This is a genomic window from Stenotrophomonas sp. Marseille-Q4652, from assembly GCF_916618915.1.
In the GTDB taxonomy this organism is placed as follows: Bacteria; Pseudomonadota; Gammaproteobacteria; order Xanthomonadales; family Xanthomonadaceae; genus Stenotrophomonas.
On record NZ_CAKAKE010000001.1, the window covers coordinates 2975192 to 2998565 of the forward strand.

The 23374-nt window shown below is 69.5% G+C and carries 23 protein-coding genes; 13 read left to right on the forward strand and 10 right to left on the reverse strand.

Going from position 1 to position 23374, the window contains the following annotated elements; genetic code table 11:
• Positions 1-16 precede the first annotated feature (16 nt).
• Entirely contained in the window at positions 17-907 is an 891-nt protein-coding gene (locus LG380_RS14070; RefSeq protein ID WP_225765924.1) for a DUF3426 domain-containing protein, read from the reverse strand.
• A 29-nt stretch (positions 908-936) separates the two neighbouring features.
• Positions 937-1851 carry a 50S ribosomal protein L11 methyltransferase gene (gene prmA, locus LG380_RS14075; protein WP_225765926.1) on the reverse strand — a complete coding sequence of 305 codons (915 nt, stop codon included), beginning with the start codon at positions 1849-1851 and terminating at the stop codon, positions 937-939.
• A gap of 130 nt (positions 1852-1981) precedes the next feature.
• On the opposite strand from prmA, the gene LG380_RS14080 reads away from it, so the two are divergent.
• Together LG380_RS14080 and LG380_RS14085 are read left to right on the forward strand one after the other, a co-directional pair.
• Positions 1982-2938 carry a hypothetical protein gene (locus tag LG380_RS14080; RefSeq protein WP_225765928.1) on the forward strand — a complete coding sequence of 319 codons (957 nt, stop codon included), beginning with the start codon at positions 1982-1984 and terminating at the stop codon, positions 2936-2938.
• Positions 2935-3291 carry a hypothetical protein gene (locus LG380_RS14085; RefSeq protein WP_225765930.1) on the forward strand — a complete coding sequence of 119 codons (357 nt, stop codon included), beginning with the start codon at positions 2935-2937 and terminating at the stop codon, positions 3289-3291. Before LG380_RS14080 ends, LG380_RS14085 begins: the two co-directional genes overlap by 4 nt.
• 101 nt (positions 3292-3392) lie before the next feature.
• Here the strand turns inward: LG380_RS14085 and accC are convergent, their stop codons facing one another.
• From accC to aroQ, 3 genes are all read right to left on the reverse strand, one after another.
• Positions 3393-4760, reverse strand: coding sequence for an acetyl-CoA carboxylase biotin carboxylase subunit (accC, locus tag LG380_RS14090; protein WP_225765932.1), 1368 nt, complete (start codon positions 4758-4760; stop codon positions 3393-3395).
• A gap of 11 nt (positions 4761-4771) precedes the next feature.
• Positions 4772-5251: an acetyl-CoA carboxylase biotin carboxyl carrier protein gene (gene accB / locus LG380_RS14095; RefSeq protein ID WP_225765934.1), complete on the reverse strand. Its 480-nt coding sequence runs from the start codon at positions 5249-5251 to the stop codon at positions 4772-4774.
• Positions 5252-5318: 67 nt separating this feature from the next.
• Positions 5319-5768 carry a type II 3-dehydroquinate dehydratase gene (gene aroQ / locus LG380_RS14100; protein ID WP_225765936.1) on the reverse strand — a complete coding sequence of 150 codons (450 nt, stop codon included), beginning with the start codon at positions 5766-5768 and terminating at the stop codon, positions 5319-5321.
• Between aroQ and LG380_RS14105 the strand changes: the two genes are divergently transcribed.
• From LG380_RS14105 to LG380_RS14115, 3 genes are read left to right on the forward strand one after another with little or no spacing between them, the layout of a single operon-like run.
• Entirely contained in the window at positions 5745-6038 is a 294-nt protein-coding gene (locus tag LG380_RS14105) for a hypothetical protein (RefSeq protein WP_225765937.1), read from the forward strand. The genes aroQ and LG380_RS14105 overlap by 24 nt on opposite strands.
• 40 nt (positions 6039-6078) lie before the next feature.
• A complete protein-coding gene (locus tag LG380_RS14110; protein ID WP_225765938.1) occupies positions 6079-6492 on the forward strand; it encodes a response regulator in 414 nt (137 codons plus the stop codon).
• Positions 6493-6512: 20 nt separating this feature from the next.
• Positions 6513-8918 (forward strand): PAS domain S-box protein, encoded by a 2406-nt coding sequence (locus LG380_RS14115; protein WP_318780089.1) that lies wholly within the window; start codon positions 6513-6515, stop codon positions 8916-8918.
• A gap of 6 nt (positions 8919-8924) precedes the next feature.
• On the opposite strand, the gene LG380_RS14120 is transcribed toward LG380_RS14115, so the two are convergent.
• Genes LG380_RS14120 through cutA form a run of 3 tightly spaced genes read right to left on the reverse strand, consistent with a single transcriptional unit; the run spans position 8925 to position 12167 of the window.
• Positions 8925-9485 carry a TlpA disulfide reductase family protein gene (locus tag LG380_RS14120; RefSeq protein ID WP_225765939.1) on the reverse strand — a complete coding sequence of 187 codons (561 nt, stop codon included), beginning with the start codon at positions 9483-9485 and terminating at the stop codon, positions 8925-8927.
• Positions 9482-11827: a protein-disulfide reductase DsbD gene (locus LG380_RS14125; RefSeq protein ID WP_225765940.1), complete on the reverse strand. Its 2346-nt coding sequence runs from the start codon at positions 11825-11827 to the stop codon at positions 9482-9484. The genes LG380_RS14120 and LG380_RS14125 overlap by 4 nt, the downstream gene beginning before the upstream one ends.
• A gap of 7 nt (positions 11828-11834) precedes the next feature.
• Positions 11835-12167: a divalent-cation tolerance protein CutA gene (cutA, locus tag LG380_RS14130; RefSeq protein WP_225765941.1), complete on the reverse strand. Its 333-nt coding sequence runs from the start codon at positions 12165-12167 to the stop codon at positions 11835-11837.
• A gap of 264 nt (positions 12168-12431) precedes the next feature.
• Between cutA and LG380_RS14135 the strand changes: the two genes are divergently transcribed.
• The 5 genes from LG380_RS14135 to LG380_RS14155 all read left to right on the forward strand — a co-directional run bounded on the left by LG380_RS14135 (position 12432) and on the right by LG380_RS14155 (position 17388).
• Positions 12432-12719 carry a co-chaperone GroES gene (locus tag LG380_RS14135; protein ID WP_225765942.1) on the forward strand — a complete coding sequence of 96 codons (288 nt, stop codon included), beginning with the start codon at positions 12432-12434 and terminating at the stop codon, positions 12717-12719.
• Positions 12720-12774: 55 nt separating this feature from the next.
• On the forward strand, positions 12775-14421 hold the full coding sequence (groL, locus tag LG380_RS14140; protein WP_225765943.1) for a chaperonin GroEL: 1647 nt from the start codon (positions 12775-12777) through the stop codon (positions 14419-14421).
• 719 nt (positions 14422-15140) lie between these two features.
• Positions 15141-15677: a hypothetical protein gene (locus LG380_RS14145; RefSeq protein ID WP_225765944.1), complete on the forward strand. Its 537-nt coding sequence runs from the start codon at positions 15141-15143 to the stop codon at positions 15675-15677.
• Positions 15678-16012: 335 nt separating this feature from the next.
• Entirely contained in the window at positions 16013-17086 is a 1074-nt protein-coding gene (locus LG380_RS14150; protein WP_225765945.1) for a 3-deoxy-7-phosphoheptulonate synthase, read from the forward strand.
• A 26-nt stretch (positions 17087-17112) separates the two neighbouring features.
• Positions 17113-17388 (forward strand): GIY-YIG nuclease family protein, encoded by a 276-nt coding sequence (locus LG380_RS14155; protein ID WP_225765946.1) that lies wholly within the window; start codon positions 17113-17115, stop codon positions 17386-17388.
• On the opposite strand, the gene LG380_RS14160 is transcribed toward LG380_RS14155, so the two are convergent.
• Positions 17373-17732 carry a carboxymuconolactone decarboxylase family protein gene (locus LG380_RS14160; RefSeq protein ID WP_225765948.1) on the reverse strand — a complete coding sequence of 120 codons (360 nt, stop codon included), beginning with the start codon at positions 17730-17732 and terminating at the stop codon, positions 17373-17375. The two genes, LG380_RS14155 and LG380_RS14160, sit on opposite strands and share 16 nt — an antisense overlap.
• 97 nt (positions 17733-17829) lie before the next feature.
• Here LG380_RS14160 and LG380_RS14165 point away from each other — a divergent pair, with 97 nt between their 5' ends.
• Both LG380_RS14165 and LG380_RS14170 read left to right on the forward strand, forming a co-directional pair.
• Positions 17830-18135: a metalloregulator ArsR/SmtB family transcription factor gene (locus LG380_RS14165; protein WP_225765949.1), complete on the forward strand. Its 306-nt coding sequence runs from the start codon at positions 17830-17832 to the stop codon at positions 18133-18135.
• Positions 18132-18665 carry a rhodanese family protein gene (locus tag LG380_RS14170; protein WP_343237795.1) on the forward strand — a complete coding sequence of 178 codons (534 nt, stop codon included), beginning with the start codon at positions 18132-18134 and terminating at the stop codon, positions 18663-18665. The genes LG380_RS14165 and LG380_RS14170 overlap by 4 nt, the downstream gene beginning before the upstream one ends.
• A 67-nt stretch (positions 18666-18732) precedes the next feature.
• On the opposite strand, the gene LG380_RS14175 is transcribed toward LG380_RS14170, so the two are convergent.
• Complete coding sequence (locus LG380_RS14175) at positions 18733-20247, reverse strand: acetyl-CoA hydrolase/transferase family protein (RefSeq protein ID WP_225765952.1); 1515 nt, start codon at positions 20245-20247, stop codon at positions 18733-18735.
• Between the two features lie 294 nt (positions 20248-20541).
• On the opposite strand from LG380_RS14175, the gene glnE reads away from it, so the two are divergent.
• On the forward strand, positions 20542-23367 hold the full coding sequence (gene glnE, locus LG380_RS14180) for a bifunctional [glutamate--ammonia ligase]-adenylyl-L-tyrosine phosphorylase/[glutamate--ammonia-ligase] adenylyltransferase (RefSeq protein WP_225765953.1): 2826 nt from the start codon (positions 20542-20544) through the stop codon (positions 23365-23367).
• The last annotated feature ends 7 nt before the right edge of the window (positions 23368-23374 follow it).

The following is a 23374-nucleotide window of genomic DNA, read 5'->3' on the forward strand; positions in this document are numbered from 1 at the left end:
GCGCGGTGCTGCCGTCTCAGCGGAATTCGAAGTTGTAGGCCACGGTGCTGGCGGCCGGTTCGCGCAGGCGGAAGGTGACCTGGGCGCTCTGCTGCGGCTGCAGCAGTTGCGCCGCGGCGGCCTCGCTGCCGAGGTAGTCGGCGGGCTCGAACACCCGGCTGCCGATGATCCGGCCGTCGGCATCGGACAGGGACAGCTGCAGCCCCGGCCAGGCCTGGGCCCAGCGCGCGTCGTTGCGGAAGCTGGCGTGGACCTGCAGCGCGCCGGCCTGGCCTGGCACCGGGCGGACCTCGCGGCTGAGCATGGTGAAGGCGGCCGGTTCGCGCCAGGCCGGCAACGAGCAGCGCAGCACGGTGCACAGGCCCTCGACCAGTGGTCGGGTGCCGGCGTCGGCGGCCAGCCGGGCGCGGTCGGCGACCAGGATCTGCAGCGTCAGCAACACCGCCAGGCCGGCGGCCACGCCCCATTGCCAGCGCGCCACCGGGACCGGCGCGCGGACGGCCGTGGCCGGTCGCAGGAAGCTCGGCGCGGCGATGGCCTCTCGCCTGGCGGCTTCGGGATCGATCCAGGCGCGGGCCTGCTCGTCCAGCGGCGCGGGTTCGATGGCGTCGGCCACTTCCACGGTTTCGGGCTCGACGACGATCTCCGCGTCCGCCGGCCCGGGGGCGGGCAGGTCGTGGCGGACCACGTCGGCTTCAGCACCTTCCACCATCTCGTCCGCCACTTCGGTCTCGACCACGGCCGGTGCTGCCAGGGCGTCGTGCGACAGGCTGCCAGCGGCGTCGATCTGCTCCACTGGCGGGGCCGCAGGTGTGGCCACCGGGGCGTCGGTGGGCGAGGTCGCAGGACCGGGCCCGCGCAGGAAGGTCGCCAGCGAAGGACGCGGCGTGGCGTTTTCGTCGGTCATGTGGAATCAGGGCCGAAGGACGGGATCATTCAAGCACGGCGCACGCCGTCGATGCGCATCCAGTCGCCATCCTGGGTGACGTTGAGCTGTTCGAACCACGGCGCGTAACGCACCAGCAGCTCGTCCTCCTGGCCATGCAGGATGCCCGACAGCGCGATGCGGCCACCGACGGCGACGCGTTCGGCCAGCACTTCGGCCAGCGCATCCAGCGCCGAGGCCAGGATGTTGGCCACCACCACCGGGTAGCTGTGCACCGGCTCGTCCTCGGGCAGGTAGCAGGCGATGGACACGCCGTTGCGCTCGGCATTGTCACTGGTGGCGATGATGGCCTGCGGGTCGTTGTCCACGCCCACCGCGGCGGCGGCGCCGAGCTTGAGCGCGGCCAGGGCGAGGATGCCCGAGCCGCAGCCGAAGTCGAGCACGGTCTGGCCGGCCAGCCGGCCCTCGTCGGCCAGCTGGTCGAGCCAGCGCAGGCACAGCGCGGTGGTCGGGTGGGTGCCCGAGCCGAAGGCCAGGCCCGGGTCCAGGCGCACGATGGCGGCGTCAGCGCCCTGCGCATCCTCGGGCAGCTCATGGTTCCACGGCACGATCCAGGTGCGGCGGCCGAAGGACATCGGCTTGAAGGTGTCCAGCCAGGCGCGTTCCCAGTCCTCGTCCTCGACCTTGCGGAAGCTGGCATCGGACCAGTCCAGGCCTTCATCGAAGGCTTCCAGCGCGGCCAGCAGCACCAGCGGGTTGGCATCGGCCGGGAACAGCGCGCTGAGCACCAGCTCGTTCCACAGCGGAGTCTCGCCCACGCCCGGCTCCAGGATCGCGCGCTCGTTGCTGGTGTCGGCCTCGGCGTCGAGCATCGTGACCGCCAGCGCGCCCACGTCCTCCAGTGCGTTCTCGTAGCGGGGCTGGGTGGTTTCGGAACAGCGCAGGGTGAGTTCGAGGTAAGGCATGGGGGCAGGCGACAGCAACGGGAAAGCGGGCATCGTAGACGAGCTGCCCGCCGCCTGCCCGTCCGGGCATGCCCGGATCATGCTTGCTAGACTCCGCCCCGGCCCGAACCGCCGTGGATGTCCGCCCGCAATGCCTGCTGCACTGCCACGCAAGAGATGGTTGCCTGCCGCGGCCCTGGGGCTGCTGGTGGTGGCCTGCCCGCTGGGTAGCGGCCAGGCAGGCCTGTACGGCCTGCGCGAGAGCGGGCGCGAGACGGTCGAGGCACCGGCCCGGCTGTCCCTGCCGCCACAGCGGACGCTCACCACCGCCATGCCGGCGCGCGAGCGCACCCGCGCCGTGGCTACCGGCCTGCCGCTGGACCTGCGTGCCGCGCTGGAGCGCGATACCGACCTGTACCGCTATGCCCAGCAGTTGCGGCACGCCGGCGAGGACGGCAATCCCGAAGCGCGCTGGGTGGCCAGCCGCATCTACGACTACTGCGCCGGCTACGCGCTGGATCCGGGCGGTTATGCCCTGGACGACCAGCTGCTGGCCAGCCTGGAGCTGGAGGTCGCCCCCGGCCTGCGCGCGGCCCGCGAACGCGTGGGCCAGCGCTGTGCCGGCTTCCTCGCCAGCGACGGTCTCGGTCGCGGGCTTGTGCTCACCCAGCGCCGGCTGGCGGCCGAAACCGGCCACCTTGCCGCCGAGGCCTCGCTGCTGGCCCTGGGCGAGCCGCTGCAGGACGATCCCGGCTACCGCCGCGCGCTGGTGGAGCGGGTGCTGGCCTCGCGCGACCCCGAGGCCTACCTCGCGCTGTCCCCGGCCATGGGCGTGGCCGCCAGTGGCGACGATGCGATGCGCGGCCTGGTGGCCGGCAGCCAGTTCGCCGAACTGGCCTGGCAGGTGGCCGCCTGCCAGCTCGGACTGGCCTGCGGGCCGGACAGCGTGCTGATGGACAGTTACTGCGCCAACGCCGGCATCTGCTCCAGCGAGCGTGGCCAGGATTTCGTTTCCTTCGTGTATGACGCCGCCGTGCCGCGGCAGGGTGCTGGAAAGATGAGCAAGTGGGTAGACAGCCTGCGCAACGGGCAGGGAGTGGAACCATGAACTATCGCCGGATTCTCCACGGTGCCAAGTTCTGGATCTGGGTGCTGCTGTTCGTGGCCTATTCGGTCGGCGCCGTCGGCGTGCTGCTGATCGACACCTACGAGGACCGCTACCGAGGCCTGTCGCAGGTCACCCTGACCACGGTGGACAGCGAGGCGGACGTGCGCCGCGCCGGTGCCGGCCAGGTGGCCGCGGTGTACCGCGCGCAGAGTGGCATGCCGTTCTCGACCCTGCCGCCGGGCAGCACCTTCCAGATCGTGTGGCCCGATGGCTCCACCGAGTCGGTACGCGTGGTCGATCCGCGCTCGCCGGTCGGCACCGAGCCGGTGGAAGGATCGCAGCAGCCTCGCTGACTGCGCGGGCGCGGCCAGCAGCGCGCCTGCCGGCTGTCGGCACGCTCCAAAGAAAAAGGCGGGGAAATCCCCGCCTTTTTTCTTGCCATCGGCCGTGTTGCTCAGGTCAGCGCGATGGACTTGTTCTTGCGTTCGGCCAGGCGCTTTTCCAGGTAGTGGATGTTCTGGCCACCGGCCTGGAAGCCCTTGTCGCGCATGATCCGCTGCTGCAGCGCGATGTTGGTCTTGATCCCGTCCACCACCATCTCGCTCAGCGCCACGCGCATGCGGCAGATCGCGGTCTCGCGGTCCGGGCCATGCACGATCAGCTTGCCGATCATCGAGTCGTAGTTCGGCGGGACCTTGTAGCCGGCGTAGATGTGGGTATCCACGCGCACGCCCGGGCCGCCCGGCGGGTAGAAGCCGGAGATCAGGCCGGGGCTGGGGACGAAGGTCTCCGCATCCTCGGCATTGATGCGGCATTCGATGGCGTGGCCGTTGAGCACGACGTCGCTCTGCTTGATCGACAGCTTCTGCCCGGCGGCGATGCGCAGCTGCTCGCAGACCAGGTCGATGCCGGTGACCATCTCGGTGACCGGGTGTTCGACCTGTACGCGGGTGTTCATTTCAATGAAGTAGAACTTGCCGTCCTCGAACAGGAACTCGAAGGTGCCGGCGCCGCGGTAGCCGATGCGGATGCAGGCATCGACGCAGACCTTGCCGATCTGCTCGCGCAGTTCCGGGGTGATGCCCGGGGCCGGCGCTTCCTCGACCACCTTCTGGTGGCGGCGCTGCATCGAGCAGTCGCGCTCGCCCAGGTGGATGGCATTGCCCTGGCCGTCGGCCAGCACCTGGATCTCCACGTGGCGCGGGTTCTCCAGGAACTTCTCCATGTAGACCTCGCCATTGCCGAAGGCCGCCTTGGCCTCGGACTTGGTGGTCTCGATGGCGGCCTTGAGCGCGGCCTCGGCGTGCACCACGCGCATGCCGCGGCCGCCGCCGCCGCCGGCCGCCTTGATGATCACCGGGTAGCCGATCTCGCGGGCGATCTTGGTGTTGGTGACGATGTCATCGCCCAGCGGGCCGCCCGAGCCGGGCACGCACGGCACGCCGGCGGCCTTCATCGCGCGGATCGCCTCGACCTTGTCGCCCATCAGGCGGATGGTGTCGGCCTTGGGGCCGATGAAGATGAAGCCGGACTGCTCCACGCGTTCGGCGAAGTCGGCGTTCTCGCTCAGGAAGCCGTAGCCGGGGTGGATGGCCTGGGCGTCGGTGACCTCGGCCGCGGCGATCAGTGCCGGGATGTTGAGGTAGCTCTCCGACGACGGCGCCGGGCCGATGCACACCGACTCGTCGGCCATGGCCACGTGCTTGAGGTTGCGGTCCACGGTGGAATGCACCGCGACCGTGCGGATACCCAGGGTGTGGCACGCGCGCAGGATGCGCAGCGCGATCTCACCCCGGTTGGCGATTACGACCTTGTCGAGCATGGAGTGCTCCTTCAGCCGATCACGAACAGCGGCTGGTCGAATTCGACCGGCTGGCCGTTCTCGCCCAGGATCGCCACGATGGTGCCGCCGACGTCGGCTTCGATCGGGTTGAACATCTTCATCGCCTCGATGATCGCCAGCGTCTCACCGGCCTTGACCTGCTGGCCGACGGTGACGAACGGCGGCTTGTCCGGGGCCGAGGAGGCATAGAAGGTGCCGACCATCGGCGCGCGCAGCACGTGGCCGTCGGGCAGGGCATTGGCCGGCTTGGCGCTGCCGCCGGTGGACGCCTCGGTCGGCGAGCTCATCGGCATGGCCGGAGCGGCCGGAGCCGCGGCCTGCACGGCGACGGGAGCTGCGGCCGGGGCGGCATAGCCTGCCACCGGGGTACGCGACAGACGCACGGACTCCTCGCCTTCCTTGATCTCGATCTCGGCCAGGTTGGATTCTTCCAGCAGGTCGATGAGCTTCTTGATTTTGCGCAGATCCATCAGGGGCCTCTTTGGTTGGGCATGGGGTGCCGGCCGGGCCGGCGAAACGGGTGGGGCAGGGCTGCCGTCAGGCGGCAATGCCGGCCAGGCGCCGCAGCGCGGCATCCATGGCGTATCGGTAGCTGTTCGCGCCGAACCCGCAGACCACGCCGACCGCCTTGTCACTGAAATAGCTGTGGTGGCGGAACGGTTCGCGGCTGTGCGGGTTGGACAGGTGGATTTCGATGAAGGGAATGGCCACGGCCGCCAGCGCATCGCGCAGGGCCACCGAGGTGTGGGTGAAGGCGGCGGGGTTGACCAGGATGAAGGCGGTGCCGTCAGCGGCAGCGGCCTGCACGCGGTCCACCAGCACATGCTCGGCATTGGACTGCAGGCTCTCGACCTCGTGCCCGGCGTCCTGCGCCTGGGCCACCAGCGCGGCGTCGATCTGCGCCAGCGTGGCTTGCCCGTAGACCGCCGGTTCGCGGCTGCCTAGCAGGTTGAGGTTGGGGCCGTGCAGGACCAGCAGCTTTGCCATGTGCATGCGCAGGAAGGAAAGGGCGGCAGTCTGGCGGATGCCGGCAATGCTGTCCAGTTCGCCGAAGTTCGCCGCGTTTTAAGCGTTCATTTGAATTTCGCCGGCAGCCCGGGCAGTTTCGGGGGCGGCGCGGGCGTGTTGGCGTCCCGTGGAGCGGCTGGTCGCCTGTTCGACGCCGATACCAGCGCGATGGGTTCCGTCTGCAGGAAAACAGGGAACGCGGCCTTCCACCGCCTTTATCACGCGGTCTTGTTACTGACCCGGACATGATCCGCACATTGCGGCACGAACGCCCGCGCCGGGGAGCGGCATGGAGAAAGGCAGCACAATCGACGGCAGCAAAGGGCCTACCCAGCTCAAGGGTGCCCGCGTCCTGATCGCCGAAGATGAGTACACGATCGCCATGTTCCTGGCCGATTACCTGGAGTTGCAGGGGGCCCAGGTCGTCGGCCCGGCCGGCAACCTCGAGGCGCTGGCGGCGCTGGTGGACCAGCAGCAGATCGACGCGGCGCTGCTGGACATCAACCTGGGCGGAGAGCTGGTGTATCCACTGGCCGACCGTCTGGCCGAGGCCGGGGTGCCGTTCCTGCTGACCTCCGGATATGACGACAACATCCCGGCGCGTTTTGCCGACAATCCCCGCTGCAGCAAACCCTATCGCCTGGAAGCGTTGAGCCAGGCCCTGCAGGACACCCTGGCTCGTCGCCCCGGCGGCTCGCGCTGAAGGTCCCGCCCGGAGTCACCATGTCCAGCCCCAAACCCAGCGTCACGCCCCTGCACCCGGCCCCCTCCCCGGGCTTCAGCCATCCCACCAGCGCGCAAGGCGATGCCAGCGTCCTTGGCGAGATGGCCACCCGCATCCGCCAGTTCGACTGGTCGACCACCCCGCTGGGCCCATCGTCGCAATGGCCCTCGCATCTGGCCGCCACCGTGGACCTGATGCTCGGCCACGGCTTTCCGATGATCGTGCTGTGGGGGCCGGAGCTGATCCAGCTCTACAACGACAGCTATGCCGAGGTGATGGGCGACAAGCACCCCGAGGGTCTGGGCATGCCCACCCGCGAGTGCTGGCCGGAGGTGTGGCACATCAACGGCCCGATCTACGACCGCGTGTGGCAGGGCGAGACCCTGACCTACGCCGACAAGCTGTACCCGCTGGCGCGGCGCAACGGGCAGGTCGAGAACACGTGGCTGACCCTGACCTACAACCCGCTGCGCGGCCCCGATGGCCGCATCGATGGCGTGGTGGTCAAGCTGTTCGAGACCACGGCCGCGCACCTGGCCCGCGCCGAGCGCGAGCGCGCCGAACGCGAGCGCCGGGAAAGCGAGGAGCGCCTGGCGCTGGCCTTCCAGGTGTTGCCGGTGGGGGTGTGCCTGGTCGACCCGGAGGGCAGGGTGCAGATGGCCAACGAGGTCATGCGCAGATACCTGCCGGGCCCGCTCGCCTCGCTGCAGGATCCGGGCAACACCGCGCGCTGGCAGGGCTTCGACGAGGAAGGCCAGTTGCTGGCGCCCGACCAGTTCCCCGCGGCGCGCGCGCTGCGCGGCGAGACCGTGGTCCCGGGCCGGGAATTCCTGCACCTGCACGAGGACGGACGGCAGTCGTGGACCCGGGTCGCCTCGGCGCCGCTGCGTGATGCCAGTGGCGAGGTCACCGCGGTGTTCTCCACTGTGGTGGATATCGATGGGCTCAAGCGCTCGGCCGAGGCGCTGCGGGCCAACGAGGAACGCTTCCAGCAGTTCGCCGCCGCGTCCTCGGACGTGCTGTGGATCCGCGAAGCGCAGCTGTTCGATGCGGAGATGGTCACCGCCGGCTTCGACGCCATGTTCGGCCTGCCGCGCGAAGAGGTGATGGGCCCGCTGCGGGCCTGGGCCTCGCTGGTGGTGCCCGAGGACCGCGATGCGCTGTTCGAGCACCTGGAGCAGGTGCGCAATGGCCAGTCCGGCGTGCTGGAGTACCGCATCCAGCGCCGCAGCGACGGCGTGTTCCGCTGGATCCGCGATACCGCCTTCCCGCTGTACGACGGCGAAGGCCAGCTCAGCCGCGTGGCCGGCATTGCCAGCGACATCACCGAGACCCGCCGGCTGGCCGAGCACCAGGGCGTGCTGGGGGCCGAACTGCAGCATCGCGTGCGCAACCTAATGGCGATGATCAGCTCGATCGTGTGGCGCACCCAGGCCACGGTGGACAGCGTCAGCGACTACGCCCAGCGCCTGTCCGGCCGGCTGATGTCACTGGCGCGCACCCAGGCCCTGCTGACCCGCGCGGCCAATGTCGGCGTGGACCTGCGCAAGCTGGTGGAGGAGGAGCTGGGGGCCGTTGCGCCGCAGCCGGGCGCGTTCTCGCTGGAGGGCCCGGAGGTGACGATGCCGCCCAAGGCGGCCGAGGTGCTGTCGCTGGCCCTGCACGAACTGGCGACCAACGCGCTCAAGCATGGCGCCTTTGCCCGTGCCGACGGCCATATCACCGTGCGCTGGACGCGCGAACTGCAGGCCGAGCAGCCGTGGTTGAGGCTGCACTGGGACGAGCGTCATCCACCAGTGCCGGGCTGGACGCCGCCGGCACGCCGCGGCTTCGGCAGTGCGCTGGTCGAGGAGCGGGTGCCGTACGAGCTGGCCGGGCAGGGTCGGATCGAACACGGCCCGGGCGGCGTGTCGGCGCTCATCGCCTTCCCACTGCGTGGCCGCGACAGCATCCTGCAGACCGATGCGCCGCGACAGGCCGGCATCCACGGTGGCGAACTGGACCTGGGCGGTGAGGTGCAGTGGCAGGGCCTGACCGTACTGGTGGTCGATGACGACTACTACCAGGCGCAGGACCTGGCCACCGCGCTGCGCAGCACCGGGGCCACGGTCATGGGACCGTACGGCGACCTGGCGCAGACCCGGCAGGCACTGGACCGGCACCGCCCGGACATGGCTGTCGTCGACGTCAACCTCGGCCAGGGCGCGACCGGCGAACTGATGACCGCGCTGGCGGCGACCGGCATCCCCTTCGTGGTGGTGACCGGTTACGACGCCAGTGCGCTGCCGGTCGGGGTGCATCCGCGCTGGCGCCTGCAGAAGCCGGTCAGTCCGCGCGAGGTGCTGCGTGCCCTGGCCGGCGCGTGGGACGAAGCGCTGGCCGAGGCGCCGCACACCCTGCTCTGAGGCAGGTCAGGGCGCCGGCTGGCCGGTCCAGCGGTCGATCTCGCCGGCGGCGAACGGCCCCAGCTTCTGCCGGACGATGCGGCCATCAGCGCCGACCAGCACGCTGTAGGGCAGCAGGCCCTGGGTGTTGCCCAGGCGCACGCTGGCATCGGCCGGGCCGGGGGTGTCGAGCACGATCGGATAGTCCACCGGCACCCGGGCCAGGAAGTCGCGCACGCCCTCGGCCGTATCCAGCGCCAGTCCCAGCACCTGCACGCCGCTGTCGCCCTGGGCGCGGGCAAAGCGGGCCAGCTCCGGCATCTCCTCCACGCACGGGCCGCACCAGCTGGCCCAGACATTGACCAGCAGCGGACGGCCGCCGAAGCGGGCCAGGTCGACCGGATTGCCGTCGATGTCGGGCAGCACCAGCGCCGGCATCGGGTCACCCGGGCGGGCTGCTTCCACCGGCGGCGTGGTCGTTGCAGCGGGCGTGGGAGCCACCGGCCGGCCGAACCACAGCAGGCCGCTGGCCATGCCGGCCACGGCGGCCACCGCGACGGCCAGCAGTAGCGGACGTGGCCTGCTCATCGCGCCGCGCGCAGCAGCGCGTCCTCGACGATGGCCTGGGTCAGCACCGTCGGCAGCACCGTCGGCGGCACGCCCGGGCCGTAGACCACGTACAGCGGCACGCCTACGGCCTTGTGTTCTTCCAGGAAGGCGCTGATCTGCGGGTCGACATTGGTCCAGTCACCGCGCATGTACACCGCATCCACCCGCCGCAGCAGGTCGGCGAAGGCATCGCTGTGCAGTACGTTGCGCTCGTTGGCCTTGCAGGTGACGCACCAGTCGGCGGTCATGTTGACGAACACCACGCGGTTGTCGGCGCGCAGGCGGTCCAGCATCTGCGGCGAGTACGCCACCGTGCTGCCGGTGGCCGCCACCGTGGTGGCCGGCGCCATCCGGGTCACGCCCCACAGCGGCACCAGCGCCAGCAGGGCGACCACCGCCGCCAGTGCCATGCCACGGCGGTGGCTGCGCCAGCGGTGGTGCTCGAACCACCACAGGCCCAGTGCCAGCAGGGTGGCGCCGACGAGCAGCATCGCCATCGCATCGACGCCGCGCTGCTTGCCCAGCACCCACAGCAGCCAGATCGCGGTCAGGTACATCGGGAACGCCAGCGCGTGCTTGAGCGTCTCCATCCACGGGCCCGGCCGCGGCAGGCGCCGCGCCAGCGCCGGCATGAAGCCGATCAGCAGGAACGGCAGCGCCAGGCCCAGGCCCAGCGTCAGGAACACCAGCATTGCGAGCACCGTCGGCGCGGTGAACGCGTAGGCCAGCGCCGGGCCCATGAACGGGGCGATGCAGGGGCTGGCGACCACGCAGGCCAGCACGCCGGTGAAGAAGTCGCCGACCGGGCCGTGGCGGCTGGCCAGCGACTGCCCGGCACCGCCGAGGTTGCCTCCCAGGGTGAACACCCCCGACAGGCTCAGGCCGACGGTGAACATCAGGTACACCAGCGCGGCGATGAACCACGGCTGCTGCAGCTGGAAGCCCCAGCCGGCGGCCTGGCCGGCCGCGCGCAGGGCGATCACCAGTGCGCCGATCGCGGCAAAGGCCAGCAGCACGCCCAGCGTGTACCAGAGCGCATGGCTGCGCGCGCGCTGGCGGCTCTCGCCGCTCTGCGCCAGGCCCAGCACCTTCAGCGACAGGATCGGCAGCACGCAGGGCATCAGGTTCAGCACCAGGCCGCCCAGCAGGGCCAGCACCAGCACCACCGGCAGCGCGGGCCCGGCGATGACCGGTGCCGGCGGCTGGCTGCGCTGCGCGTTGTCGGCCGAGGCGTCGGCGGTGGGCGGTACCGGGACCTGCGTGTCCGGCTCGATAGCAGTGGCAGGGGCGGGGTTTACGGCGGCCGGCGCGGTGGCCTTCGCGGAGGCCCTGGCGTCCCGGGCGCTACGCGGCAGCGGCGGGATCACCAGCGGCGCGACCGAGGCCTCGCCGTCGGGCGAGACCCGTCCGGCCGGCAGCGACAGCTTCACCCGTCGGGTCATCGGCGGATAGCAGATGCCGTCGGTCTGGCAGCCCTGGAAGGTCGCCACCAGGGTCACCTTGCTGGCGGCGGCATTCTCGCGGCGCAGCGGTACCGGCACCTCGACCTGGTCGAAGTAGACGACCACGTCGCCGAAGTGCTCGTCGCGGTGCGAGCGGCCCTGCGGCCAGCGCGGGCTGCCGGTGCGGATGGCGGCATTGCCCTCCAGCGCCAGCGAGGTCCGGTCGCGGTACAGGTAATAGCCGGTGGCCGGGCTGAAGCGCAGCAGCAGGTTGTTGCCATCGGTGACGATGGCCTCGAAGCCGAACGCCTGCTCCGAGGGCAGCGGCAGGTTGCGGGCCGTCTCCATGCCCGGCAGGCGCAGCCCGCCCGTGGCGTCGGCACGCGGCAGCACGCCCGGCAGGCCGGCCGGTGCACCGGTGCTTGGCAGGGCCGGGGCGCCGGCCTCGTCTGCCGGCAGCCGCACCTGCAGGGTGCGCTTTTGCGGCGGATAGCACACACCCACGTCGGCACATCCCTGGTAACGCACTTCCAGCATCAGCGTGTCCACCGAGCCGGATGCCGTGCCCGGGAGCACGGCGGTCACGTGCGTGCGGTAGACCTGCACGTCGCCGAAGAACTCGTCATGCTTCTTCTCGCCCTCGGGCAGCTGCAGCGGCTGCGCGGCAAAGCCCTGGCCGGTGGTGACCGAGGTGCGGTGGCGGTACAGGTAGTAGCCCCGGGCGATCGCCCAGCGCAACTCGATGCGCTCTCGGCTGGGCGCGCTGGCTTCCAGCACGAAGGCCTGGTCCACGGGCAGCAGGTCCTTCTCGCTCAGCGCAAGCGCCGGCAGCGCGGTCAGGCCCGCCAGGCACACGGCGGCGATACGACGGAACAACATCTTCAAATCAGGATTCCTCGCGGGTTTCGCTGGCGACCCAGTCCAGGTAGGCCGGCAGCCCGGCGCTGGCGGCAACGGCGACCAGCTCCGGCAACTCATAGGGGTGCAGCTCGCGGATCCGCTCCATGGCCGCGTGCAGACGGGCGCCGGTGGTCTTGACCAGCAGCTGGACCTCGCTGTCCTCGGTGACCTCGCCCTGCCAGCGGTAGGTCGAGGTGCCGGCCGGCAGCCGGGTCACGCAGCCCGCCAGGCGCTCGCCGACCAGCGCACGGGCGATGGCCGAGGCGCTTTCCGCGTCCGGGCAGGTGGTGAACAGCAGATGGACGGTATCGCCGGGCATGAGCCGCTCGAGTATAGGGCCTGTGCCGCTCGCGGCCTTGGAAGCGACGGCGTCCGGCCCCATCCGTGGACCGCGTTTCCAGCGCTTAGCCGGGTGGGGGGCAAAAAATTTTTGCATCCGGGCCTTGAAAGCCGCCGGGCCAGCTCCATCTCCGTAACATCCCGGTCTACCGGGTTTTTTCGCAAGCAAAGCTGGCAGTCTTTCGGGTAGAGTGCCAACTGAGCTGGACTTTTTAGAACAATCAATCACTTAAGAGGTCTCACAATGAGCATCAAGCCGCTTCACGACCGCGTTGTGGTCAAGCCGATCGAAGCTGACGAAATCTCCGCGGGCGGCATCGTGATTCCGGATTCCGCAAAGGAAAAGTCCACCAAGGGTGAAGTCGTGGCAGTGGGCCCGGGCAAGCCGCTGGACAACGGCAGCGTTCGTGCGCCGTCGCTGAAGGTCGGTGACAAGGTCATCTACGGCCAGTACGCCGGTTCGACCTACAAGGCCGAAGGCGTCGAGTACAAGGTCCTGCGCGAAGACGACGTGCTCGCCGTCATCGGCTGAGCCACCGCGCGACCTGCTTTCCCAAAGACCAAATTCCCAATTGAGGTAAACAGCAATGGCTGCCAAGGATATTCGTTTCGGTGAAGACGCCCGCACCAAGATGGTTCGCGGTGTGAACGTGCTCGCCAATGCCGTCAAGGCAACCCTGGGTCCGAAGGGCCGCAACGTCGTTCTGCAGAAGAGCTTCGGCGCCCCGACCATCACCAAGGACGGCGTCTCCGTCGCCAAGGAAATCGAACTGGCTGATGCGTTCGAGAACATGGGCGCGCAGATGGTGAAGGAAGTCGCTTCCCGCACCAACGACGACGCCGGTGACGGCACCACCACCGCCACCGTGCTGGCCCAGGCCCTGATCCGCGAAGGTGCCAAGGCCGTTGCCGCCGGCATGAACCCGATGGACCTCAAGCGCGGTATCGACAAGGCCGTGACCGCCGCCGTCGCCGAGCTGAAGAACCTGTCCAAGCCGACCGCTGACGACAAGGCCATCGCCCAGGTCGGCACCATCTCGGCCAACGCCGACGAGTCGATCGGCAACATCATCGCCGAAGCGATGAAGAAGGTCGGCAAGGAAGGCGTGATCACCGTCGAGGAAGGCTCGGGCCTGGAGAACGAGCTGGACGTGGTCGAGGGCATGCAGTTCGACCGCGGCTACCTGTCGCCGTACTTCATCAACAACCAGCAGTCGCAGACCGCCGACCTGGATGACCCGTTCATCCTGCTGCACGACAAGAAGATCTCCAACGTGCGCGACCTGCTGCCGGTGCTGGAAGGCGTCGCCAAGGCTGGCAAGCCGCTGCTGATCGTGGCCGAGGAAGTCGAGGGCGAAGCCCTGGCGACCCTGGTGGTCAACACCATCCGCGGCATCGTCAAGGTTGTGGCCGTCAAGGCCCCGGGCTTCGGCGACCGTCGCAAGGCGATGCTGGAAGACATGGCCGTGCTGACCGGCGGCACCGTGATCTCCGAGGAAGTGGGCCTGTCGCTGGAGAAGGCCACCATCAAGGACCTGGGCCGCGCCAAGAAGGTGCAGGTCTCCAAGGAGAACACCACCATCATCGACGGCGCCGGCGATACCGCTGCCATCGAGGCCCGCGTCACCCAGATCAAGACCCAGATCGCCGACACCTCCTCGGACTACGACCGCGAGAAGCTGCAGGAACGCGTGGCCAAGCTGGCCGGCGGCGTGGCCGTGATCAAGGTCGGTGCCTCGACCGAAATCGAAATGAAGGAAAAGAAGGATCGCGTCGACGACGCCCTGCACGCTACCCGTGCTGCCGTCGAGGAAGGCGTGGTCCCGGGCGGCGGCGTGGCCCTGGTGCGCGCGGTTGCCGCACTGCGTGACCTGAAGGGTGCCAACGAAGACCAGAACCACGGCATCAAGATCGCCCTGCGTGCGATGGAAGCCCCGCTGCGCGAGATCGTTGCCAACGCCGGTGAAGAGCCGTCGGTCATCGTCAACAAGGTCAAGGAAGGCACCGGCAGCTTCGGTTACAACGCGGCCAACGGCGAGTTCGGCGACATGGTCGAGCTGGGCATCCTGGACCCGACCAAGGTGACCCGTTCGGCGCTGCAGAACGCCGCTTCGATCGCCGGCCTGATGATCACCACCGAAGCCATGGTGGCCGACGCCCCGAAGAAGGACGAGCCGGCCATGGGCGCCGGTGGCATGGGCGGCATGGGTGGCATGGGCGGCATGGACTTCTAAGTCCTCCCGCAGCCACCGCTGCCTGGGCTGTACGGAAAACCCCGCCGCAAGGCGGGGTTTTTCTTTGCGCGCTGCCTTGTGGCTGCCTGCATGCGTCGCTAGGCTCGCTGCCCATGCCTGGTTCTTCCGCAGCCACCGCACCGATATCGGGCGGCTGGTGCTGGACCTGGCCGAGCTTGCCTGCCCCGGTTACGCCCGCGGCGCGGAAATGCTGGGCGACCTCAGCGAGAGGGACAGCAATGACGACAGCGCATGGGAGATGACCATGCGCGTGCCGATGCGTTTCAACCGTCTGGTGCAGCGGCGCCCGTGGCTGTGCATACCGCCGGGAAAGCCTTCGGCGACGCCCCCCGCGAACGGCCGGCAGGTGTACCTGATGTTCTTCGGATCCGCCCGAGCCTTGCCGTCGAGGTGCCCGTGCGGTGGCTCGCCGGAACCGCTGCGGTTCCCGCGCGCGGGATCCGGCCCGCGCCCCTTCTTGGCGGCCCAATACGTGATCGCGCCAGCGAAAGCGCAGGCCCGGGGTCAATTGTGCGCAGCGGTGGCCGATACCGCAGCGGGGCTTCCGTCCCGTCTCCCCCTTTCCGGAAATCGCCGTACATGTTCAAGCACAAACTGGCTCTCCTGGCCGTGGCCCTGCCGGCGATCCTGACCGCTCCCGCCGCCCTGGCCGCCGACGACTCAGCACCGGTGCCGGTGCTTCCACCCTCGGCTACGGCGTGGACCTCAACGCCCGCCTGGGCGAGCGCTTCTCTGCCACCGTCGGCTACAGCAAGTTCGACATCGATGGCGATGAGGAAACCGACGAGGTCCGTTACGACGGTGACGTGAAGTTCTCCAACACCACCGTCAAGCTCAACTGGCATCCGTTTGCCGGCGGCTTCCACGTGGCCGTCGGTGCAGTGATCGGCGACATCAACGCCGTGGTGACCGGCTCGCCGCGCGCCGGCGGCAGCTACGAGTTCAACGGCGTCACCTACAGCGCGCAGGACGTCGGCACGCTGACCGGTCGCGTCGAGATCAAGGACAGTGTCGCCCCGTACGCGGGCATCGGGTTCCGCTCGCGCGGCAAGCTCGGCCTGTACGTCGACTCGGGCGTGGTCGCGGCCAAGACCTCGGTGCAGCTCTCGGCCACCGGCCTGGCCAACGACCCGCGCTTCCTGGCCGACCTGGAAGCCGAACGCCGCGAGCTGGAGGACAGCGTCGACCTGGACCTGTACCCGTTGCTGGGCGCGGGCCTGGTCTACCGCTTCTGATAGACGCGTGGGTGATGGCTGGCGTCGGCCATCGCCTCGCGCGTACCACGGACCACCAGCGCAGCCGGCGGCTTCTTCCCGCTCCGCGTAGCCACGGCGATGCGGTTGCCAATGAAACTGTCGCACTGCACAAAAAGCCGTGGTATCACTACGTCCCATGACCGCAACCCGCGCCAGCTTTTACTTCTGGTACTACTTTATGAAGCCGCTGGCGGAGGAAGGATTGCGCTCACCCTGAAGAAGCTTTCAGACGCACTCCCGAAAAGCCGCCAGCGAACCTGGCGGCTTTTTTCATGCCGCCTCGCTGGGGCCCAGACACGAACAGGAACACCCACATGGCCCCCCACACCGACGACCTCCGCATCCGCAACCTCGAACCGCTGACCCCGCCAGCCGAACTGCTGGCACTGCTGCCCTGCGACGAGCAGGCCTCGCAGACCGTGGCCGGCGCCCGCGCCGCCCTGCACGACATCCTGCACGGCCGCGATGACCGCCTGGCCGTGGTGATCGGCCCGTGCTCGATCCACGATCCGGTCGCGGCGATGGAATACGCCCAGCGCCTGCGTCCGTTGCGCGAGGAGCTGGGCGATGCGCTGGAGATCGTGATGCGCGTGTACTTCGAGAAGCCGCGCACCACCGTCGGCTGGAAGGGGCTGATCAACGATCCCGACCTGGACGGCAGCTTCAACATCAACAAGGGCCTGCGCATCGCCCGTGGCCTGCTGCGCGACATCAACAGGCTCGGCCTGCCGGCGGGCGTGGAATTCCTCGACGTGATCAGCCCGCAGTACATCGCCGACCTGGTGGCCTGGGGCGCGATCGGCGCGCGCACCACCGAAAGCCAGGTGCACCGCGAGCTGGCCTCGGGCCTGTCGTGCCCGGTCGGCTTCAAGAACGGCACTGGCGGTGACATCAAGATCGCTGCCGACGCGGTGGGTGCGGCCTCGCATCCGCACCATTTCCTCTCCGTGACCAAGCAGGGCGGCACCGCCATCGTCTCCACTGCCGGCAATCCGGATTGCCACGTGATCCTGCGCGGCGGCAAGGCGCCCAATTTCGATGCGGCCAGCGTGCAGGAGGCCTGCGCGGTGCTGGAAAAGTCGCAGCTGGCGCCGCGCCTGATGATCGATGCCAGCCACGCCAACTCGGCCAAGAAGCCGGAAAACCAGCCGGCGGTGGTCGATGATATTGCCGCGCAGCTGCGCGCCGGCGAGCAGCGCATCGTCGGGGTGATGGTCGAAAGCCACCTGGTTGCCGGCCGCCAGGACCTGGTCGAGGGCCAGCCTCTGGTCTACGGCCAGTCCATCACCGATGGCTGCATCGACTGGGACAGCTCGGTGCAGGTGCTGCGCGCGCTGGCCGATGCGGTGCGCGCGCGCCGCCAGCAGGCGCTGGAGCAGGCCGCCTGATCGCGGGGGCGGCGATAATGGGCGGCATGGATGCCGCTCCCGCCCGCTGGTTCCTCTACCTGCTCGAATGCCGCAACGGCAGCTACTACGCCGGCATCAGCACCGACGTGCAGGCGCGCTTCGCCGCGCACCTGGCCGGCAAGGGCGCGCGCTACACCCGCGCTAACCCGCCGCTGCGGGTGCTGGCCAGCCGCGAATTTCCTGATCGCGCCAGCGCCTCGCGCGCCGAGTGGCAGCTCAAGCAGCTGCCACGCCACCGCAAGCTGGCGTTCCTGGCCGATCCAGCTCAGCCGGCCGCCTGAGCCTGGCGGAACTGTTCAAACGAGGCCAGCGCGTTGGCCGCGTACATCAACGACGGGCCGCCGCCCATGTAGACCGCCACGCCGAGCATTTCCTGCAGCTCGGCCTCGCTGGTGCCCATCTGCACCAGCGCCTTGGTGTGGAAGCCGATGCAGCCGTCGCAGCGCTGCGCCACGCCGATGGCCAGCGCGATCAGCTCCTTGGTTTTGGCGTCCAGCGCGCCCGGCGCCATTGCTGCGCGGCTGAGTGCGCCGAATCCCTTCATGACCTCGCCCCGGCCGGCGCGCAGCGGCGCCAGGTGGCTGGAGATCGAAGCGGTGAGTTCGAGGAAGGAGGGCATTGCCATGGAGGTGCTCCGTTTTTGGTTTAGAAACATCTAAATTAGATTGTGCTAAATTTAAGCCCATGGCAAGAACGACCCATGACAAGAGCTGGGGGGATTGATGGATGCACGTGATCGCGCCTTCCTGCGCGAAGGCGCCGGCCAGGCCGCCGCGCTGCTGCGCGCGGTGGGCAACGAGAACCGGCTGCTGGTGCTGTGCCTGCTGATCGAGCACGGCGAGCTGAGCGTGGGCCAGCTGCTGGAGCACCTGGAACTGAGCCCGTCCGCCCTGTCCCAGCACCTGGCGCGCATGCGCGAGGAAGGCCTGGTGGCGAACCGCCGCGAGGCGCAGACCCTGTACTACCGGATCGACGATCCGGCCGTGGTCACGCTGGTGACCAGCCTGAAGAAGATTTTCTGCCCGTGAGCGCAAAGACAATGGAAAAGATGGATCCCCGCGCCGCGCAGGCGCTGATCGCAGAGGGTGCGCTGCTGGTCGACATCCGCGAGGCGGACGAGCACGCGCGCGAACACATTGCCGGTGCGCGCTGCGTGCCGCTGTCGCAACTGCAGGCCGGCACCGCGACGCTGCCTGCGTCCAGTTGCGTGGTGTTCCACTGCGCCAGCGGCATGCGTACCCAGGCCAATGCGGCCCTGCTTGAACGTTGTCGCGGCGGGGCAAGGGCGATAGTGCTCGACGGCGGCCTGCAGGCGTGGAAGAACGCGGGCCTGGCCACGGTGGCCGATGCGCGCGCGCCGTTGCCGCTGGTGCGCCAGGTGCAGCTGGCCGCGGGCACGCTCGCGCTGGCCGGCGCGGTGCTCGGCGCGACCGTGTCGCCTTGGTTCCACCTGCTGTCCGGCTTCGTCGGTGCCGGGCTGATGGTGGCCGGCGCCACCGGTTTCTGCGGCATGGCCAGGCTGCTGCTGAAGATGCCCTGGAACCGCCAGGCCGCCTGAGCGTCACCGCTCCGGCAACAAAAAAGCCCGGGAATTCCCGGGCTTTTCATTCCTGCATGCGGCAGGCTCAGGCCTTCATCGTGCCGTGGTCCAGCCAGCGCTGGTGCCAGGACAGGGCTTCGGGCAGCAGGTGCGGGGTGTGCTTGCCGTAGCTGTCGCGGCTGGCGCGGTCGAAGTAGTCCTGCAGCTGCGGACGGAAGTCCGGATGCGCGCACTTGTCGATCAGCACCTGCGCACGCTTGCGCGGCGGCAGGCCACGCAGGTCGGCCAGGCCCTGCTCGGTGACAATGATCGCCACGTCGTGCTCGGTGTGGTCGACGTGGCTGACCATCGGCACGATCGCCGAGATGGTGCCGTTCTTGGCCGTGGACGGGCTCAGGAAGGTCGACAGGAAACCGTTGCGGGCGAAGTCACCCGAACCGCCGATGCCATTCATGATCCGCGTGCCCATGACGTGGGTGGAGTTGACGTTGCCGTACAGGTCCACCTCGATCATCCCGTTCATGCCGATGCAGCCCAGGCGGCGCACCAGTTCCGGATGGTTGGAGATCTCCTGCGTGCGCATGATGATGCGCTCGCGGTAGAAGTCGATGTTGTTCTTGAACTCCTCGTTGGCCTGCGGGCTGAGCGCAAAACCGGTGCACGAGGCATAGCTCAGCACGCCGCTCCTGAGCAGGTCGAGCATGCCGTCCTGGATCACCTCGGTGAAGGCGGTCAGGTCCTGGAAGCCGCTGCGCGCCAGGCCGGCGAGCACGGCGTTGGGGATGTTGCCCACGCCAGACTGCAGCGGCAGCAGGTTCTTCGGCAGGCGGCCCCTGTCCACCTCGTGCTTGAGGAAGTCGATCAGGTGGCCGGCGATCATCTCGCTGGCGGCATCGGCCGGGGTGAACGGGCTGTTGCGGTCCGGGCCGTGGGTGCGCACCACGGCCACGATCTTGTCCGGATCGCAGCGCAGCGCGGTCTCGCCGATGCGGTCGCCGGCGCTTTCCAGCGGGATCGGCTTGCGGAACGGCGGCAGCGCGGTGCCGTAGTAGATGTCGTGCATGCCGTCCACGCCGGCCGGCTGCCAGTCGTTGACCTCGACGATCACCTTCCTGGCCAGATCCAGCCAGGTCTTGTTGTTGCCCACCGAGGTGGAGGGCACCAGCGAGCCGTCCTCGCGGATCGCCGAGACCTCGACCACCGCGGTGTCGATGTCGCCGTAGAAGCCAAACCACACGTGCTGGGCAACGTGGCTCAGGTGGATGTCGATGTAGTCCAGCTTGCCCTCGTTGATGCGGTTGCGCGCATCCGGGTCGCTCTGGAACGGCATGCGCATGGCGATGCCATCGGCCTTGGCCAGCGCGCCGTCCAGTTCCGGGGCGGTGGAGGCGCCGGTCAGCAGCTTGATCTGGAAGTGCTCGCCGCGGCCGTGCGCCGCCTCGATGTGCCTGGCCAGCGCCATCGGTACCGCCTTGGGGTAACCGGACCCGGTGAAGCCGCTCATGGCGACGGTCTCGCCGGGCTGGATCAGCGCGGCGGCGGCCTCCGCGGAGACGACGCGGTCCCGCAGGCGTGCGTTGGCAATGCGATCGACGGACATGACGACAGGTACTTCGTGGGGGAATGGTCAATTATCGGCCATCCCGCCCGGGTCCGTGTTCTACCTTGGTGGGATGGATTTCCGCGCCCGGATGGTATCCATACCCGCCGGTTCTGTTTTGCACTGCAGCGTGCATGTTTCCCGATCAACCCGCACGATCGCCCTGCATCCCGACGTGGGGGAGGGAGCAAAGCCCGCTGGCAGTTCGCTGCAAGCGGGCTTTTTTATTGCCTGATCGCCGGCGTTCGGCGTGATTGGCGCGCCGTGCGTCGCCGTCGGATGCCAGAATTCGGCATGGTCAATGCCCCCGCCCCCTTGCCCGAAACCCTCTCCCCGCTGGTCGACCGCGCCTTCGCGCGGCTGCGCTTGGCCAACGCCGACACGGACCACTGGCCACCGGCGCCCGAAGTCGAAGCGGTGATCCGCCAGCTGGCCGTGGCCAGCGACTTCGCCATCGACACCCTGTGCCGGCAGCCGGCGCTGCTGGCCGTACTGGCCCAGCCGGATCCACCGCCCCTGCCGCTACCCGTGCTCGACCCGCTCCAGCCCAGCGCCTGGCAGGCCCAGCTGCGCCGCTACCGGGCCGCGGCCTCGGCCCGGCTGGTCTGGCGCGACCTCACCGGCCTGGACGATGTCGACGCCACCCTGGCCGGGGCCACGACCCTGGCCGAGGACTGCCTGCGCCTGGCCCTGGAAGCGCTCGAGGCCGAATTCGCCCAGCGCCACGGCGTGGTCCGCGCCGAGGACGGCAGCGTGCAGCGGCTGGTGGTGTTCGGGCTGGGCAAGCTCGGCGGTGGCGAGCTGAACTTCTCCTCCGACGTGGACCTGGTCTACGCCTACCCGCAGGGCGGCGAGTCCGACGGCAAGCGCCCGCTGGCGGCCGAGGAATACTTTGCCCGGCTCGGCCAGCGCCTGGCCGGGCTGCTGGACGAAACCACCGCCGACGGCTTCTGCCACCGCGTGGACCTGCGCCTGCGCCCGTTCGGCACTGCCGGCCGCATTGCCCTGTCCTTTGCCGGCATGGACCAGTACTTCCAGCGTGAGGGCCGCGACTGGGAGCGTTATGCCTGGCAGAAGGCGCGCGCGGTGGCCGGCGACATCGCCGCCGGCGAGGCCTGGCTGCAGACCCTGCGCCCGTTCGTCTACCGCCGCTACCTGGATTTCACCGCGCTCGATGGCCTGCGCGAGATGAAGGCGGCCATCGCCGCGGAGGTCGCGCGCAGCGACCGCTTCGACGACATCAAGCGCGGCCCGGGCGGCATCCGCGAGATCGAATTCCTGGCCCAGGCGCTGCAGCTGATCCGCGGTGGTCGCGAACCGGCGCTGCGCGAACGTCGCCTGCTGCCGGCCCTGCGCGCGCTGGTGGAGGCCGACCAGATCGCACCCGCCGACGGCAAGGCGCTGGTCGATGCCTACCGCTTCCTGCGCCGGCTGGAGAACCGCCTGCAGATGCTGCGCGATGCGCAGACCCACATGCTGCCCGGCGATCCGCTGGACCGCACCCGCATTGCCGTGGGACTGGGTTATCCGGACTGGGAGGTCCTGCGCGCCGAGGTCGCGGCCCAGCGCCAGCGCGTGTCCACCGAGTTCGCCGCGCTGCTGGCGCCGCGCAAGGGCCAGGCCGCGCCTGACGCGCTGGCCAACTACTGGCGCGTGCTGCACGAAGGCGGGGAAGCCAGCGTGCTGGCCGACGCCGGCTTTGGCGATGCCGCCAGCGCCGACCAGGGGCTGCGTGACTTCGCCCAGTCGCTGGGCGTGCGTTCGCTGTCCGATGCCGCACGCGCGCGGCTGGACCGGGTGGTGCCGGCACTGCTGCACGCGGCCACCGGCTCGCCGCAGCCCGACGCCGCGCTGCGTCGTGTGCTCGGCCTGCTGCAGGCGATCATGCGCCGCACCAGCTACCTGGCCCTGCTCGACGAGCAGCCCAGCGCGCTGCAGCGGCTGGTCAACGTGCTGGCGCGCAGCGCGCTGCTGTCCGAACGGCTGGTCGCCTATCCGCTGCTGCTGGACGAACTGCTCGACACCCGCGTCGCCGGGCCGCTGCCCGAAGCCGATGACATGCGCCAGGCCTGTACCGCGGCGCTGGCCATCGACGATCCGGAAGCCGCGCTGCGCGTGCTCAACGAAACCCGGCTCGCCTTGAGCTTCCGCATGGCGCTGGCCGTGCACGATGGCCGCCAGCACGCGGTGGACAGCACCCGCCAGCTCGCGCAGCTGGCCGAGGCGGTGGTGCGGACGGTGCTGGAGATGGCGTGCAGCGAGGTCGTGGCCGCGCACGGCCAGGTGCCGGGCGGGCGCTTTGCGATCATCGGTTACGGCAGCCTCGGTGGGCTGGAGCTGGGCTTCGGCTCGGACCTGGACCTGGTGTTCCTGTACGACCACCCGGCCGGGATAGAGGCTTCCGATGGTCCACGACCCCTGGAGAGCGGACGCTGGTTCGCGCGTCTGGCACAGAAGGTGATGGCCCTGCTCGGCGCGGTCACCGCCGCCGGCCGCCTGTACGACATCGACGTGCGCCTGCGCCCCGATGGCGGCAAGGGCGCGCTGGTGTCCTCGCTGGCCAGCTACACCGAGTACCAGCGCGAGCGTGCCTGGACCTGGGAACACCAGGCCTTGGTGCGCGCGCGTGGCGTGGCCGGCGATGACAGCCTGCTGGCCGACTTCGAGCGCGTGCGTGCCGGCACCCTGGGCCGGGCGCGCGACCGCGACACGCTGTACGCGGATGTGATCAGGATGCGCGGGCGCATGCGCGCCGAACTGGACCGCAGCGACGCGGCGCGGCTGGACCTCAAGCAGGGCGATGGCGGCCTGGTCGACCTGGAGTTCCTGCTGCAGACCGGCGTGCTGGAGCGCGCGGTCGAGGTGCCGGAACTCCTGCAGCCGCGCGACACGCCTTCGCTGATCGATGCGCTGGCCGCGGCCGGCTGGCTGCCGGCCGATACCGCCAAAGCCCTGCACGCCGCCCATGCCGAGCTGGTCGACGTCGGCCTGGCCTGCACCCTGGACCGGCGTCCGCGGTTGGCCACGCCAACCCCGGCACTGGAAGCGGCCTGTGCGGCGATCCGCAGCGCCACGGTTGCCCGCGGCCTGCCGTTCGAGCCGGGCAGGCAGGCGAACTGATTGCGAG

Excerpts from the sequence above, each read along its gene's own strand:
- LG380_RS14070 (WP_225765924.1), bottom strand. The coding sequence starts at position 907 with ATGACCGACGAAAACGCCACGCCGCGTCCTTCGCTGGCGACCTTCCTG.
- prmA (WP_225765926.1), bottom strand. The coding sequence starts at position 1,851 with ATGCCTTACCTCGAACTCACCCTGCGCTGTTCCGAAACCACCCAGCCC.
- LG380_RS14080 (WP_225765928.1), top strand. The coding sequence starts at position 1,982 with ATGCCTGCTGCACTGCCACGCAAGAGATGGTTGCCTGCCGCGGCCCTG.
- LG380_RS14085 (WP_225765930.1), top strand. The coding sequence starts at position 2,935 with ATGAACTATCGCCGGATTCTCCACGGTGCCAAGTTCTGGATCTGGGTG.
- accC (WP_225765932.1), bottom strand. The coding sequence starts at position 4,760 with ATGCTCGACAAGGTCGTAATCGCCAACCGGGGTGAGATCGCGCTGCGC.
- accB (WP_225765934.1), bottom strand. The coding sequence starts at position 5,251 with ATGGATCTGCGCAAAATCAAGAAGCTCATCGACCTGCTGGAAGAATCC.
- aroQ (WP_225765936.1), bottom strand. The coding sequence starts at position 5,768 with ATGGCAAAGCTGCTGGTCCTGCACGGCCCCAACCTCAACCTGCTAGGC.
- LG380_RS14110 (WP_225765938.1), top strand. The coding sequence starts at position 6,079 with ATGGAGAAAGGCAGCACAATCGACGGCAGCAAAGGGCCTACCCAGCTC.
- LG380_RS14115 (WP_318780089.1), top strand. The coding sequence starts at position 6,513 with ATGTCCAGCCCCAAACCCAGCGTCACGCCCCTGCACCCGGCCCCCTCC.
- LG380_RS14120 (WP_225765939.1), bottom strand. The coding sequence starts at position 9,485 with ATGAGCAGGCCACGTCCGCTACTGCTGGCCGTCGCGGTGGCCGCCGTG.
- LG380_RS14125 (WP_225765940.1), bottom strand. The coding sequence starts at position 11,827 with ATGTTGTTCCGTCGTATCGCCGCCGTGTGCCTGGCGGGCCTGACCGCG.
- cutA (WP_225765941.1), bottom strand. The coding sequence starts at position 12,167 with ATGCCCGGCGATACCGTCCATCTGCTGTTCACCACCTGCCCGGACGCG.
- LG380_RS14135 (WP_225765942.1), top strand. The coding sequence starts at position 12,432 with ATGAGCATCAAGCCGCTTCACGACCGCGTTGTGGTCAAGCCGATCGAA.
- groL (WP_225765943.1), top strand. The coding sequence starts at position 12,775 with ATGGCTGCCAAGGATATTCGTTTCGGTGAAGACGCCCGCACCAAGATG.
- LG380_RS14150 (WP_225765945.1), top strand. The coding sequence starts at position 16,013 with ATGGCCCCCCACACCGACGACCTCCGCATCCGCAACCTCGAACCGCTG.
- LG380_RS14155 (WP_225765946.1), top strand. The coding sequence starts at position 17,113 with ATGGATGCCGCTCCCGCCCGCTGGTTCCTCTACCTGCTCGAATGCCGC.
- LG380_RS14160 (WP_225765948.1), bottom strand. The coding sequence starts at position 17,732 with ATGGCAATGCCCTCCTTCCTCGAACTCACCGCTTCGATCTCCAGCCAC.
- LG380_RS14165 (WP_225765949.1), top strand. The coding sequence starts at position 17,830 with ATGGATGCACGTGATCGCGCCTTCCTGCGCGAAGGCGCCGGCCAGGCC.
- LG380_RS14175 (WP_225765952.1), bottom strand. The coding sequence starts at position 20,247 with ATGTCCGTCGATCGCATTGCCAACGCACGCCTGCGGGACCGCGTCGTC.
- glnE (WP_225765953.1), top strand. The coding sequence starts at position 20,542 with ATGGTCAATGCCCCCGCCCCCTTGCCCGAAACCCTCTCCCCGCTGGTC.